The sequence below is a fragment of the [Muricauda] lutisoli (nom. illeg.) genome (genome assembly GCF_017313105.1).
Classification (GTDB): Bacteria; Bacteroidota; Bacteroidia; order Flavobacteriales; family Flavobacteriaceae; genus Flagellimonas; species Flagellimonas lutisoli.
The window spans coordinates 64,446-78,614 of the sequence record NZ_JAFLND010000001.1; the positions used below are offsets into that span (position 1 = coordinate 64,446).

Annotated in this window: 17 protein-coding genes; 12 read left to right on the forward strand and 5 right to left on the reverse strand. The window is 41.2% G+C overall.

All coding sequences use genetic code 11. The annotated features are described in order from the left end of the window. The first annotated feature begins 43 nt into the window (after window positions 1–43). The 6 genes from J0X13_RS00305 (at window position 44) to J0X13_RS00330 (ending at window position 5,057) form a co-directional block, all read left to right on the forward strand. Complete coding sequence (locus tag J0X13_RS00305; RefSeq protein WP_207069523.1) at window positions 44–1,150, forward strand: adenylate kinase; 1,107 nt, start codon at window positions 44–46, stop codon at window positions 1,148–1,150. Between the two features lie 33 nt (window positions 1,151–1,183). After that, window positions 1,184–2,185, forward strand: coding sequence for a GTPase ObgE (gene obgE / locus J0X13_RS00310; protein WP_207069524.1), 1,002 nt, complete (start codon window positions 1,184–1,186; stop codon window positions 2,183–2,185). 64 nt (window positions 2,186–2,249) lie between these two features. Next, window positions 2,250–2,774: a DUF4136 domain-containing protein gene (locus J0X13_RS00315; protein WP_207069525.1), complete on the forward strand. Its 525-nt coding sequence runs from the start codon at window positions 2,250–2,252 to the stop codon at window positions 2,772–2,774. A gap of 237 nt (window positions 2,775–3,011) precedes the next feature. After that, complete coding sequence (locus tag J0X13_RS00320) at window positions 3,012–3,221, forward strand: hypothetical protein (RefSeq protein WP_207069526.1); 210 nt, start codon at window positions 3,012–3,014, stop codon at window positions 3,219–3,221. 43 nt (window positions 3,222–3,264) lie between these two features. Then, entirely contained in the window at window positions 3,265–4,335 is a 1,071-nt protein-coding gene (locus J0X13_RS00325) for a sensor histidine kinase (RefSeq protein WP_242535581.1), read from the forward strand. Then, window positions 4,332–5,057 (forward strand): LytR/AlgR family response regulator transcription factor, encoded by a 726-nt coding sequence (locus J0X13_RS00330; protein WP_207069527.1) that lies wholly within the window; start codon window positions 4,332–4,334, stop codon window positions 5,055–5,057. Before J0X13_RS00325 ends, J0X13_RS00330 begins: the two co-directional genes overlap by 4 nt. A gap of 1 nt (window position 5,058) precedes the next feature. On the opposite strand, the gene J0X13_RS00335 is transcribed toward J0X13_RS00330, so the two are convergent. Beyond that, entirely contained in the window at window positions 5,059–5,844 is a 786-nt protein-coding gene (locus J0X13_RS00335; RefSeq protein WP_207069528.1) for an SDR family oxidoreductase, read from the reverse strand. A 2-nt stretch (window positions 5,845–5,846) separates the two neighbouring features. After that, window positions 5,847–6,158 (reverse strand): cupin domain-containing protein, encoded by a 312-nt coding sequence (locus tag J0X13_RS00340; RefSeq protein ID WP_207069529.1) that lies wholly within the window; start codon window positions 6,156–6,158, stop codon window positions 5,847–5,849. A 96-nt stretch (window positions 6,159–6,254) separates the two neighbouring features. On the opposite strand from J0X13_RS00340, the gene J0X13_RS00345 reads away from it, so the two are divergent. Beyond that, window positions 6,255–7,148, forward strand: coding sequence for a Mur ligase domain-containing protein (locus J0X13_RS00345; RefSeq protein WP_207069530.1), 894 nt, complete (start codon window positions 6,255–6,257; stop codon window positions 7,146–7,148). Here J0X13_RS00345 and J0X13_RS00350 read toward each other — a convergent pair. The 3 genes from J0X13_RS00350 to J0X13_RS00360 form a co-directional block, all read right to left on the reverse strand. Next, window positions 7,139–8,260: a tetratricopeptide repeat protein gene (locus J0X13_RS00350; protein ID WP_207069531.1), complete on the reverse strand. Its 1,122-nt coding sequence runs from the start codon at window positions 8,258–8,260 to the stop codon at window positions 7,139–7,141. The genes J0X13_RS00345 and J0X13_RS00350 overlap by 10 nt on opposite strands. Then, the gene (locus J0X13_RS00355) at window positions 8,218–8,772 is read right to left on the reverse strand and encodes an SMI1/KNR4 family protein (protein WP_207069532.1); all 555 of its coding nucleotides are present in this window, start codon (window positions 8,770–8,772) and stop codon (window positions 8,218–8,220) included. Before J0X13_RS00355 ends, J0X13_RS00350 begins: the two co-directional genes overlap by 43 nt. Before the next feature lie 139 nt (window positions 8,773–8,911). Beyond that, window positions 8,912–9,364: a DUF1569 domain-containing protein gene (locus tag J0X13_RS00360; protein WP_207069533.1), complete on the reverse strand. Its 453-nt coding sequence runs from the start codon at window positions 9,362–9,364 to the stop codon at window positions 8,912–8,914. A 53-nt stretch (window positions 9,365–9,417) separates the two neighbouring features. Between J0X13_RS00360 and radC the strand changes: the two genes are divergently transcribed. The 5 genes from radC to J0X13_RS00385 are packed head-to-tail and all read left to right on the forward strand — an operon-like array spanning window position 9,418 to window position 14,156. After that, a complete protein-coding gene (radC, locus tag J0X13_RS00365) occupies window positions 9,418–10,116 on the forward strand; it encodes a RadC family protein (protein WP_207069534.1) in 699 nt (232 codons plus the stop codon). Window positions 10,117–10,118: 2 nt separating this feature from the next. Further along, a complete protein-coding gene (locus J0X13_RS00370; RefSeq protein ID WP_207069535.1) occupies window positions 10,119–11,414 on the forward strand; it encodes a polysaccharide deacetylase family protein in 1,296 nt (431 codons plus the stop codon). Beyond that, window positions 11,407–12,096 carry a YjjG family noncanonical pyrimidine nucleotidase gene (locus tag J0X13_RS00375; protein WP_207069536.1) on the forward strand — a complete coding sequence of 230 codons (690 nt, stop codon included), beginning with the start codon at window positions 11,407–11,409 and terminating at the stop codon, window positions 12,094–12,096. Before J0X13_RS00370 ends, J0X13_RS00375 begins: the two co-directional genes overlap by 8 nt. A gap of 54 nt (window positions 12,097–12,150) precedes the next feature. Then, the gene (locus J0X13_RS00380; RefSeq protein ID WP_207069537.1) at window positions 12,151–12,702 is read left to right on the forward strand and encodes a hypothetical protein; all 552 of its coding nucleotides are present in this window, start codon (window positions 12,151–12,153) and stop codon (window positions 12,700–12,702) included. After that, window positions 12,699–14,156: a DUF5723 family protein gene (locus J0X13_RS00385; RefSeq protein ID WP_207069538.1), complete on the forward strand. Its 1,458-nt coding sequence runs from the start codon at window positions 12,699–12,701 to the stop codon at window positions 14,154–14,156. Before J0X13_RS00380 ends, J0X13_RS00385 begins: the two co-directional genes overlap by 4 nt. Window positions 14,157–14,169 lie beyond the last annotated feature (13 nt).

Genomic DNA, 14,169 nt, shown 5'->3' on the forward strand with positions numbered 1-14,169 from the left:
TTAAAAATATTATCTTTGCCAACCTGACCATAACTCGAACACATTGATCAAGCTTCACGATAAATTTTTTAAGCCGTATTTGAAGGAAGAGCAGATCCTTGCGGCCATTGATAAAATGGCAAAGGAAATTGCTGCCGATTACAAGGATGAAACACCTCTTTTTGTTGGAGTGCTCAATGGTGCTTTTATGTTTGTTGCCGATTTTCTTAAGGCGTATCAGCATCCGTGCGAGGTTTCTTTTGTGCGGTTGAGCTCGTATCAAGGATTAACGTCAACGGGTATTGTGGAAACACTATTGGACGTGCCGGATGAAATGGAAGGGAAGAGTGTTATTATTTTGGAAGATGTAGTGGACACAGGTCGCACCTTAAAACAGCTGGTACACTTGTTCAATAACACCAATGTGAAAGAATTTAAAATCGGGACACTTTTTTACAAATCCGATGTGTACAATGGCGAATACACCATCGATTATGTAGGGCTGGAGATTCCCGATCACTTTATTGTGGGTTATGGACTGGACTATAATGAGCTGGGCCGAAACCTAAGAGAAGTTTACCAATTAAATCAAACAGATATGATCAACCTAGTGCTTTTTGGAAAGCCAGGAGCTGGAAAGGGAACCCAAGCAGGGTTCCTAAAGGAAAAGTATAATTTGAAACACATTTCCACGGGGGATGTTTTTCGTTACAACATTAAAAATGGAACCGAGCTTGGTAATTTGGCCAAGTCTTATATTGATAAAGGAGATTTGGTTCCCGATGAGGTGACCATTGATATGCTGAAAGCCGAGGTGGAGAAAAACCCGGATGCGGCAGGTTTTATTTTTGATGGATTTCCACGTACAGCTGCCCAGGCAGAAGCATTGGACAATTTCTTGGAATCAAAGGATATGAAAGTTAACGCAACCATTGCCTTGGAAGCTGAGGATGATATTTTGGTGGAGCGCCTTTTGGAGCGCGGTAAAAGCAGTGGTCGTTCCGATGATCAGGACGAAACCAAGATCCGTAACCGTTTTGATGAATACAACGAAAAAACGGCTCCATTGAAAGCCTACTACGAAGAACAAGGGAAATTCCACTCCGTAAACGGAATAGGTGAGATCGATGAGATTACCAAGCGTTTGAGCAAAGTAATCGACTCCCTGTAATTGGTTTCCACACAGACTTTTTTATATTAGAATATGACCGAGGGAAATTTTGTAGACTATGTAAAAGTGCATATTTCTTCTGGAAACGGAGGTAAAGGTTCTGCGCATTTACGTCGCGAAAAATATGTGGCCAAAGGTGGGCCCGATGGAGGTGATGGTGGTCGCGGTGGTCATGTTATAGTCAAAGGGAACAAAAACCTGTGGACGTTGGTCCACTACAAGTTTAAAAAGCATTTTAAGGCTGGTCACGGTGAACATGGCGCAAAAAGCCGGAGTACCGGTGCCGATGGCGAAGATGTGTATTTGGAAGTGCCCTTGGGAACGGTAGTACGCGATACCGAAACCAACAAAGTACTTTTTGAGATTACCGAAGACGGAGAGGAGAAAATTGTCCTCGAAGGTGGTATGGGAGGATTGGGGAATTGGCATTTTAAAAGTGCCACAAACCAAACCCCAAGGTATGCCCAGCCCGGTATAAAGGGGCAAGAAGGTCATTTGACACTCGAACTTAAGGTGTTGGCCGATGTAGGACTGGTTGGTTTTCCCAATGCAGGTAAATCCACGCTCCTTTCGGTAATGACCTCTGCCAAGCCCAAAATCGCCAATTACGAGTTTACCACCCTAAAGCCCAATTTGGGCATTGTTGAATATCGTGACTTTCAAAGTTTTGTAATGGCCGATATCCCAGGAATTATTGAAGGTGCCGCCGAAGGTAAAGGACTGGGACATTATTTCCTTCGCCACATTGAACGTAATGCCACCCTTTTGTTTTTGATTCCGGCCGATAGCAAGGACATCAGTCAGGAATACAATATTCTTTTGGACGAATTGAGGAGGTACAACCCCGAATTGTTGGACAAAGGGCGTTTGGTGGCTATTTCCAAATGCGACATGCTCGACCAGGAACTCATCGATGAAATGGATGAGGATATGAAAGAAGATTTCAAGGATGTCCCCTACATGTTCATATCATCGGTAAGTGGATTGGGAATCCAACAGTTAAAAGATAGACTTTGGAAGCTATTGAACGAATAGTGCCTTAACATCTTTATATCCAATCAATTTATTGATTAAATTTAGGAGGACCCAAATGTTCATTATGCGATATTTACTTTCCATACTATTGGTACTTTCCTTGTTGTCCTGTAGTTCTGTCAGGGTAAATTACGATTACGATAAGACAGTTGATTTCACAAGCTACTCCACTTATAATTATTATGCCGATATGCAATCTGGCCTAAGCCAGTTGGATGAAAAGCGCTTGCTGCGCGCCTTGGATTCCACGTTAAAAGCCCGTGGGTACCGATTGGCCGAGGAACCGGAACTCTTTATCAATATTATGAGCGACGAATATCGAGGCGCTCCCAACAGCAATGTGGGGGTAGGTATTGGTGGTACCGGTCGCAATGTGGGCGGAGGCATTTCTGTGGGGTTGCCCTTGGGAGGCCTTAATTTACAGCGAAGCATACAGTTTGATTTGGTGGATGCCCAACGCGATGCTCTTATTTGGCAGGCCGTGGCCGAGAGTGGGCTTTCTGAGAACGCCTCACCCAGTGTGCGCGAGGGTAAACTCAGGGCAGTTGTGAAAAAAGTGTTTTCCAAATTTCCTCCAAAAGTAAAATAGCCCTGACAATCAAGGTGTTGTGGCTTTTCCAGTCTAAAATTCAATGGCTCTACCGTTCGGTTGGTCAAAATTACCACTTGTCATAATTCACTTCACCGGGCAAGGGTTCTATTGTACTTTAGTTTCAGAAATAAATTCTAAAACAGAACAGTCATGATAGCACTAGCCAAATTAATCATTTCACTTTTAGTAAGTATTATTCTATAATCCGCTGCAGCGGTCACAAAATTCATCAATATGAAAAAACTGAACACAAAACAAAAAGTTGTATTCTCCCTGGGTGTCCTTGGAGTATTGGTTGGAATATATGGCAGGTTCAATGCGTGGGAATACATGGAGTACTTCCCATTTTTCTATTCAGGCTCAACCATGATGTGGATTGCATTTTTACCCCAGAAAAAATCGTGCTGCAATCCCTTTAAAAGAAAAGTTGCACAAAAATCTTAGGATAGCTTAAACCGAGTAAGTTTAATGTAAATTTGGGCCTTTGATGCTCAATCGAATGGAGTTAAGTACAAGGAAAAGGAATATTGCGTTTTGGGTTCTTCAATTGTTGGGATGGGGATTTATCAACTCCATTGCCGCCCTGATTCCCCAGAACATTAGCATTGAAATGACCATATTCTCGATTATCGTCGGGATTTTTATCGGGGTGTTTTCTACTTCGATATTGCGCTGGTACCTTAAAAGAAATGTGCATTTTGACTCCTTTGGAAGCAAAGAAGTCCTTAAAATTATTGTGTCCACATTGTTGGCCTCTGCAATTTTCGGTCTTTTAAATGTCTTTTTTGGGTATATCTATATAGAGTTCGGCCCGGAACTTACCGAAGCCGAAATGCATATGTTCGAGGGCTATGACAAAATCATGGTGCAAGTGCTTAATTCTGTCTTTTTGGTCGGGGCTTGGACAATAACTTATTTGGTCATCAAATTGCTTTTGAAGCTGAATCAGAACAGAATAGAAAGGCTGGAGCTGAACACTACCTTGAAACAGGCCCAATTGAACACGTTAAAGGGACAGATAAATCCACATTTTATGTTCAACAGCCTAAACAATATAAGGGGTTTGATGCTTGAGGATGTGGAAAAATCCAGGGAAATGCTTACCAAGCTTTCCGAAATCATTCGATATTCCCTGACCAAGCACAATATCAACGATATTCCCGTACGTGAAGAATTGGAAGTGGTGGATAATTATATAGACCTGTCCAAAATCCAGCTGGAGGATCGTTTGGAGTTTGTAAAACAAGTAGAGGAAGAGACATTGGATTTGAGGATTCCTCCCATGATCATTCAATTACTGATAGAAAATGCGGCCAAGCACGGCATTTCCAACCTTAAAAATGGCGGAAGGATTCTGTTGGCCATATTCAAGAAAGGCAACGACTTGTTTATTGAGGTGCGGAATACCGGAAAACTGAATATTTCCGAGGATTCAACTAAATTGGGATTGAAAAACATAGAACAACGGTTAAAACTGTTGTATGCGGACAAAGCATCCTTTAAATTGGAGGAAATATCCGATGAGGTAGTGGCGGAAATCAAAATACCATTGGGATGAACATCAGGGCGGTAATAGTTGAAGACTCCAGGCTGGCACGAAACGAGCTCAAAGAGCTGATCAAGCTTCATGATGATTTGGAACTTATCGGCGAAGCGAGCAACGTAGATGATGGTGTGGAATTGATTGAGTCTGAATCGCCTGATTTGTTGTTCCTCGACATTAATATGCCCGAAAAGAATGGCTTTGATTTATTGGAAATGTTGGATGAGGTACCCATTACCGTTTTTACCACCGCCTACGATGAGTATGCCATAAAGTCTTTTGAATACAATGCGTTGGATTATTTGCTGAAACCAGTGAGCAACAAGCGCTTTGATATGGCTTTGGAAAAAGTACGTGCCAAGATGGCCTCTAAGGAGGAAAGCGCACCCACGGCCAAAAAGTTAACGGAGAACAGTCAAATTTTCATTAAAGATGGGGAATCCTGTTGGTTGGTGAGAATAGGTGATATTTCCCTTTTTGAAATTGTAGGGAACTACACACGGGTGTTTTTTGAGGACAAGAAACCCATGCTCTATAAATCGCTCAATCAAGTAGAGGAAAAGTTGCCTGACAACTCATTTTTTAGGGCCAACCGCCAGCAAATTGTAAATACCAACTACATTGAAAATGTGGTGTCCTGGTTCAATGGCAAGCTAAAGCTTACCATGAAAAACGGAGAGGAAGTAGAGGTGTCCCGCAGGCAATCCTATATTTTTAAGGACCGGATGAGTCTTTAGGCTACATGGATTTTAAAAGTCCACCATCTATCGGAATGTTGGTTCCTGTAATAAAAGCCGCTTTATCCGAGGCTAGAAAAGTAACCAAGTAACCATATTCTTTAGGATCGCCAATACGTTTTATGGGCACTTGCTCTTCCATGTTGGATCGGACTTCATCCGGGGAAATCCCAAGTTTTTCAGCTTTTTTGGAGTTCAATTGGGCAATTCGGTCCGTATCAAAATAACCCGTAAGCGTACTGTTCACGGTAATGCCATCTTTAGCAACATCGTAAGCCAAACTTTTGGCCCAAGTGACCACTGCGGCTCTAATGGTGTTGGAAAGTGCCAAATAATTCAAAGGTTCCTTCACGGAAATGGATGCGATATTGATGATTCGTCCCCATTTATTTTTCTGCATATGTTTTAGGGCGAGTTCTGTGGTGTATACTACCGACTTAAAAAGGAGGTCAAAGGCATTCTGGTAATCAGCCACATTTTTTTCAAGTGCCCCGCCCCCTTCTGGACCTTGGGTATTGTTTACCAGTATATCCACGGTATTGGTCTCGAAGAACTCCGATATTTTTTCCTTGTAGGCTTCAAAATCTGTAAAATCTACACACAGGTATTGATGTTTTTGCCCTTGAGAGCTGTCCATTTTCTTGATCAACTCTATCATGCGTTCCTCACTTCTGGCCATAAGGGTCACGCTTGCACCACTTTCGGCCAATTGCTGTGCTATGGCTTTCCCGATTCCTTTGCTGCTGCCTCCTACAAGGGCTGTTTTTCCTTTTAATGATATGTTCATGGCTATCGGTATTCTTCTCTCACGGGACTAAAAATGTCCATTAATTTACAAGGGGTCAATGCTTTTCCGCTATGGGGAACATTGGAAGGGATCACTACAATGTCTCCTGCTGTGTAGGTGTCTTTTTCTCCGTTTAAGGTGAATTCAAATGTACCTTCCACCACGTGCATGATCTGTTCATGGTCATGCTGGTGTTCGGGCACTTCGGCGTTTTGCTCCACATCCCAAAATACCCAGCTCATACGTTCTCCGTGCACCAATTTGCCATGGTACCCGGGCATTATTTCCTTTGGTTCGATTTCTGATAGATTCATGGTTCTCAAATTTAGCAGCAAGATAAAAATTAATATAGAGCTTCCGTGTTTGTATTGGTAATGGCTTTGGCTATTTTTGATCTTTAATTTGAAGCGATGCAGGTACATTTTATAGGTTTGGGCGAAATCAATATGTTCAATTTGGCCATTGCCTTGCACAAAAGGGGAGAAACGGTTACGGGAAGTGAAGGGAAGTTTGAAGAATCCCTTAAGTCCATAATGCAAGAACAGGGATTGATATGCAGTGAAGCAGGTTGGTTTTCCGATAGAATAAATGATCAATTGGATGCCGTTGTCTTGGGATCGACCGTTAAAAAGGACAATCCAGAATTGTTGAAAGCGCAGGAGCTGGGCTTGCAATTGGTGTCGTACCCCGAATTGTTGTTTGAACTGAACAAATATAAAACGCGCGTGGTTGTGGCGGGCAGCCAAAATAAAACCGGGGTAACCTCCATGATTCTGCATGTGCTGGAGTATAACGAGGTTGAGGTGGATTATGCATTGACATCGCCCAAGGGAATCCATTTGTCTGAAGAAAACGACTTTATTGTCATTGAGGGATTCGATACCCCTTCATCCGCTATCGATACTACTCCGCAATTCCATAAATATCAACCCAACATTGCTTTATTGAGCGATATCGTATCTAACGAAGGGGACTCTTATACCGATCTTGAAACCTATTCGCAGCAGTACGGCATTTTTGTGGATAGTATAGTAAAGGGTGGGAGCATTACTTATAATGAGGAAGATGCCGAAGTAAAAAAACGAGTGGAATCATCCGAAAATCCCATCAGAAAGTTTCCGTATGGAACCCCAGAGTATCAAAAAGCGGATGGCGAAGTGTTTTTGGATACCCCCGATGGTGAAATGCCCTTGGAAATTGTGGACACGAATGATTTAAGGAATATGGCAGGGGCCAAGTGGATTTGTCAGCAAATGGGGGTGGACGAAGTGGAGTTTTATGAGGCAATGGCCACTTATAGATAATTCATGTTTTCTAGATATTCAGGGTTCAGTGCCAAGACTTCATTTTTTATCCGTTCTGCAGCTTTCAATTCTCCTAATTTTTTGTTGATACCAATAAGTTGGGCATAGGGTGCCACCCAATGTTTTAATTCATAACTCTTTTCGAAGCAGTCACGGGCTTCTTGCAGCTTTTCAAGCCCCAAAAAGCATTGGCCTTTGGCGAAGTAAAGCCATTCCATATTTTGTTTTGAACGCAACAAACCACTGTATTTTTCCAAACACCAAATGGCAAGGGTGTAGTTGCGTACCTTTATAAGGTTCTCCACAATACTTTCATAAGGTATGTTGTTTGGGTTTGCTTTTAGGTCAATGAGCCTGTCCAAGTATTCATGAGCCTTTAAGGTATTTTTAAGTGCAGCATTCGCATAAATGAGAACTAGATGTATGTCTTGTAGATAGTCCTCAAATTCTTCATCTTCTTTGAATTTGTTTGTATCAATAATAATTTCACCCCATTCAACTGCCATTTCATGATCATTGTATATATGATGGATTTCTTCCAAAAGTAAAACAGCTTCATCCACCAAGTCCACGGTTTCCAATGCCGCTTTTTGGTTTTTTGATTTAAGGAGGCATTGGCATATCAACCTGAGGTATGGCTCCTCCAACTCATCTCTATGGTATACGGGACCTTCCAAAGCTAAGGCTGATTGAAAACAATGTAATGCCCTTTGGAAATTTCCCGATTCAAAAAAGACTTTCCCCTGTTGGCATAAGTTCTTTTTCCTTCCCGTCTCATCAAGATTGGGGAGCGATTGTGCTAAAAAATGGAGAGCGATTTGAACATTTTTGTAATGTTCGTCATATGATAAATAGTCAATGCTTTGTTCAACAATTTCTTGGGAAGGACTTTGTTCCAAAATTCTTTTCAAAAGGTTCTTGACGGGGTTTTTATCCTTTAAATGATTGAATTTAAAGACAAAGTCACGTAGCTCTTCAACATTCTCAGGGAGAAAAGAACTGATTTTCCCATCCCCGTAAAGTTCCTGCAGAGCTTGATTATTTTTATGTGCAGTTAAAATAGACTGATCTAACCAATGCTCGAACCATTCTCCAAAGGAGTTGGCACCCATTTAAAACCACCATCGGTCACCAAATGGTTAAGCCATATTTCCCCTTTGTTTGCTCCTTTGACAACCAGAAAATAATATATGCCGCAGCCATCGTCCGCAATGGGGAGTTGTCCATTTTCCGTACCCTGAATCAGATCGTCCACTTTTACATTATCCTTTAGGCGGGCTTTATTGATTTTGTCATCATACGTGTCATAGTTGTCCCTTATGGGGTCAAAAAGAAAAAGGTCATTGTATTCCAAAGGATCTACCCAAGGAAGGTGTAGTTTGGGAAATTCTTGTTTGATGTTAAGTGGCAAAATCCCATTTCCCTGACCAACACCACCATTACATACCTGAAGTAAAAAATCACGGTATGTCGCCGGTAGTTTAATCTGATGTTTCTCTTCAAAAAGCGTAATGTCTGCTTCGGAAAATGGGATGTATTGATGCTTTTTAAAGTGTTCGCTTTCATTTAAAAACTTGTGGTCCAGATCCCAAAGCTGTTCTAGTTTTTTCTTGATATGGTTCACCTTGTCTTATTCTGATTTGAAATATTTCAATCTAAATATAGGTAGTGATCCAACTAGCTTTTAACGCGGATTGACGAATACCCCCTTTTGAATTGACGGAAGTGGCCAAAAAAGGAAAGATCTCTAAAATTTGAATCTGTTACACCCCAAATTGCCTTAAATGATGATCCAGGTGCTTATACTGCATTTGTCCCCATTGTTCTGGAGTAAAGGTGCCAAACACAGGATGGGGGTCCCATTCTTTTCTATCTTTCTCTTGATGGAAATCGTTTATCAAATCAATTAGTGCCTTCTTTTCTTCATCAAAATTTTTATCAGCAACTACCTTTAACCCTTTGGCCGTGGGAAGCCCTTTTCGCCATGGCTTATCGTTGTACAGGCTTTTTTTGAAAAATTTCCCCATCAGTTTCAACATAAAGTTAGGTTTGTTGTCGGGATTGTATTTACCTAACGAGATTTTTAAAGGAAATTGACAATGGTGAAGCATTTGACCTACCTCCATTTTACCCCATTGCCGTTTCGAAGATTCCGAAAGCTTATTTATTCTTGCTAAAGTTTCTTCGTGTGCCTCGCTGTTGAAAAGGGATTTCATAATGAAGGATTTATATTGAAAATTACATAAAATTATTCTCCTATCTTTAGACCATGCAAGAAAAACTAGCTTCTTTTTCCATTAAACATTGGGCAGATGATGACAGACCCAGGGAAAAATTGGTGCAAAAGGGGAGTTCCGTGCTGTCCGATGCTGAGTTGATCGCCATTTTAATCGGCTCTGGAAGTAGGGATGAAAGTGCTGTGGAACTTTCCAAACGGATATTGGCCTCGGTAGATCATAATTTAAACGAGCTGGGGAAGCTTTCCGTAAACCAATTGATGCGTTTTAAAGGAATAGGGGAAGCAAAGGCGGTGACCATTGCAGCTGCACTGGAAATGGGGCGGAGAAGACGTTTGGAAGATACCACCAAAATCACCAAAATTAAAAGCAGCCACGATGTTTTTGAACTGTTGTACCCTTTGATCGGAGAACTTCCGCACGAGGAGTTTTGGATTGTCTACCTGAACAATTCCAACAAGGTCGTACATAAAGCGCAGTTGAGCAAGGGTGGGATTACGGGGACTTTGGTAGATGTGCGCCTGGTGTTAAAACAGGCCTTGGAATTGGGTGCTGTAGGAATTATACTGGCCCACAACCATCCATCTGGGACTATGGAACCCAGCGGAGCTGATAAACAAATAACACATAAGTTAAAAGTGGCATCAGAAGCTTTGGACATAAAAATTTTGGACCACTTGATTTTATCCCAAAATGAATATTTGAGTTTTGCGGACCAAGGAATATTATAGCCATGTTATTGATTTTCACCCATAAGGTAACTAACCGATTAACATATACCGCCAAGCAGATCTTTGAAAAAATCTTGGGGGTGGAGATGGGGTTTACTACAAAGGTCGAAGATTTTATAAAGCACGATGGGCCTAAGATGACCTATTCCAAACAACCTTTGCAAAACGAGTTTTTTGTAAGGAGCAATGACTTATTGTTCGAACAGGGTATCAATGATTTGGAGATCAAGGTGTCCGATTGGGACGGAATTCCTTGTTTCTTCTCTTCGGGTGAAAAAAGTACGATTCCTTTTGACATTTTTTCGGCCAGTTTTTTCCTCATGAGCCGTTACGAAGAATATTTGCCCCATGTGAAGGACAGTGTAGGGAGGTTTCCCGTAAAGGAAAGCATAGCTTATCAGAATGATTTCTTGGAACTTCCCGTTGTGGATCTTTGGGCCAACAAACTGTTGGAATCTTTAAAGCAACGCTTTCCGGATTTGGAAACCAAAGAAAAAAGCTATCGTTTTACTTCGATCATAAATGTTACCACTTCCCATGCTTATGCCATGCGGGGTTTTGCCCGTAGTATCGGAGGCTTACTGTTGGACTTCGGGAATTTTAGGTTCAAGGATGTTTTTGATCGCTTTTCGGTGTTGTTGCGGCTCAAAAAAGATCCGTACGACAACTTTTTCGAATTGATCAATATTCATAAAAAGTTTCCCATTAAAACCATGTTCTTTTTTCAATTTGCAAAACATTCCGCCCATGACAAGAACATATCCCCCAATAACAATCGGTTTCGTTTTCTTATTAAATCGGTGGCCGATTACAGTGTTGTATCCTTGAGCACATCGTTCGTCTCTTCTGCTGACAAAGAGGTGCTTCGTGAAGAGAAAAAGCAATTGGGCAATTTGATCAATAGGCCCATTAACTATGCAAGGCTAAGATACAATAAGGTAAATGTCCCCGCCACCTACAGAAATTTGGTGGAAACCGAGTTCACAGACGATTTTTCCATGGGGTATACCCACGAAATTGGTTTTAGGGCAGGTACCTGTACCCCTTTTTATTTCTACGATATCAATACAGAGGTAAGGCAGCCTATAAAAATACACCCTTTTGCTATGCACGATTATGCTTTGGTCAAATATAAAAGCAAAGAAGAGGTGTTCGAGAAAATGGATAGGGTGTACCGTTTGGTAAAACAGGTCAAGGGTGATTTTATTTTGGTGTTTTCCAATGAACTTTTGGGCGGTAAACAGCAATTGGATTGGATGGAGCTTTATCAATCTCTTTTAAAGCGATATTATGTTTGATCACGAAGTAACCGACGTTTTTTTTGATTTGGACCATACCCTATGGGACTTTGAAAAAAACTCTGCCCTTACGTTTGCCAAAATTTTAGTTGATAACAAAGTCAGTGTTGATCTCAATGGCTTTTTGGAGGTGTATGCACCCATTAACCTGCAAATGTGGGCTTTGTACCGCGAGAATGCAATCAGTAAATCCGAGCTGCGCTATCAACGTCTAAAAAAAACCTTCGATACACTTCATGTATCGGTTTCGGATGAGGTAATCAATAGGTTGGCTCACGATTATATCCTACACTTGTCATCTTTCACCCACTTATTGCCAAATACCGTGGAGACTCTGGAGTATTTGTTCCCTAAATACAGACTACATATAATAACCAACGGATTCCAGGAAGTACAGACAAAAAAACTTCGAGGAAGTGGAATACACCATTATTTTCAAAAAATAATAGATTCTGAGATGGCTGGAGTGAAAAAACCGCATCCCCACATTTTTCAAATGGCCTTGGAAATGGCAAGTGTAGACCCCAAGAACTCATTGATGATAGGGGACAACATGGAGGCGGACATTTTGGGGGCCAAGGCTTTGGGTATGCAAGCACTGCACTACAATTTTCATGGGGATGATAATCACGAAGTCTGTACAATGATTCATGATCTGATTGAAATAAAAAACATTTTATAGAGTTATATAAAGAGCAACAACCCCATCTTTCGACACTAGAAAATGTGCTTTGCTATGAAAAAATTATGCTATTCCACCCTCTTGGCAGTGGTTTTTTTGTTTTTTAACGCTGCTTGCACAGAAGAGCAAGATTTTAGCCAGATTGACGATTTGAGCGTAACACCAACCGTGACTTCGGGTCTATTTTATTTGGAATCCGACGAAGCCACCATAAATTCTGCAGGTGCTTTAAATACCTTTTATTTTCGCGAAGTAAATTTTGATGCCTTCAATGAGCAATATGTGGCGGAACATCTCTTGGAAGGGACAATTTCCTACGAAATAGAAAACACCACAAGCAAACAACTAAGAATAATCATTGGGTTCATAGATGATGCCGGAAATATTCTTGATACCGAAACTTTTGATATCGAAGCCGGTCCTTCCAGCATTTTGACCAGAGAGGTATTTTATGGCCAAGGGGGTAAGCGCTTGGATATACTCACGAACACTTCCAGCTTGCGCGTTTCAGCAAATAATTTAAGTGATGACACCAGTGTTTCTCCGGCCGAAGACCCAAAAGTGATCTTTAGGTCCGGAGCGGAATTCCTATTTGAATTACAATGAGAATAGCCTCTAAATTAATACTCTTGGCACTTTTTTGCGGGACAACTGTTCTTGCCCAAAATAAGGAACTTCTGTACGATTTTTATGAAATACCCCAATCTTTAATGGTAAACCCAGGGGTGAAGACCTCACAAAAATGGCATGCAGGAATACCCGTATTGTCAGGATTGTCTTTTCAGGGAGCTACTAGCGGAGTTACCGTAAATGATCTTTTTGCCAATGATGGTGTTGATTTTACTACAAAGGTCCAGGGTCGTTTGTTGGATGTAATGGGCAACAAGGACGATTTTAGCTCAACAAACCAAATAGAAGGGATTACCGTAGGTTTTAGAGGAAAGAATAGACCTGATGATTATTATTCCTTTGGAATGTATTGGGAAACTGATATCATTAGTTATTGGCCCAAGGATTTGGCTATTTTGGCCTTTGAAGGAAACGGAGGTAACAATGTTGGCCGAAGCTTTGATCTTGGTGATCTAAACCTTCGAGGTGAAATGATCAATGTGTTTCATTTTGGTATCAATAGAAAGGTGAGTAACGCACTTACGTTGGGGGCGAGGGCCAAAATATATTCCAGTATTTTTCAGTTCCAGTCCATAAATAATTCTGGCTCCTTTATTACAAGGCAGGGCCAAAACAATATTTATGAAAGTGCCATTAATGCTGATATGCAGCTTAAAACGGCCGGAATCAGGGGTTTTTATGATATTTTTGAGGCTGATACGGGTACTGAACAAAAAGAAGTGGCCAGTCTATTCACCAAACGCATGTTTTTGGGCGGAAATCTAGGGTTCGGTCTTGATTTGGGATTTAGTTACGAGTTAAATCCGCAGACTACCGTAACGGGAAGTATTTTGGACCTTGGTTTTATAAACAACTCAAAAGATGTGTGGAACTATACCTTTAGCGGAAGTACCGTAACAGATGGAATCTCTGTATTTCTTCCGGAAGATATAGACAATGTTGACAATGATCTATGGCAAGATTTGTTGGATGAAATAGATGGAGCATTGCCACATGGCGAAAACGAATCCAGTTATATATCCTGGAGACCGGTAAAAGTATACGGTTCCATCAGGTACGATTTTGGGGAAGGCGGAAGCCCTGTATTCGATAATTGTGGATGTGGTGTTAATGCTGGCGGAGGAACTGACCGTGATTATTACCGAAATAGTCTTGGTGGGCAATTATTTATGATGAAAAGGCCAAGGGGTGTACAGGCCGCTTTAACAGGTTTTTATCAAAGAAGATTTGGTAGGGTCGCTTCCTTGAAAGCCACGTATACCGTTGATAAGTATTCTTTTACGAATATTGGATTAGGGGCCAATTTTCAATTGGGCCCGGTTAATTTTTATGTTTTGGCGGACAACCTTCTAAGTTATTCCAATATAGCTGATAGCCACTACGCATCTTTACAGTTCGGATTTAATATTATATATTGGAACGATAATTGATTATCTCTACTAT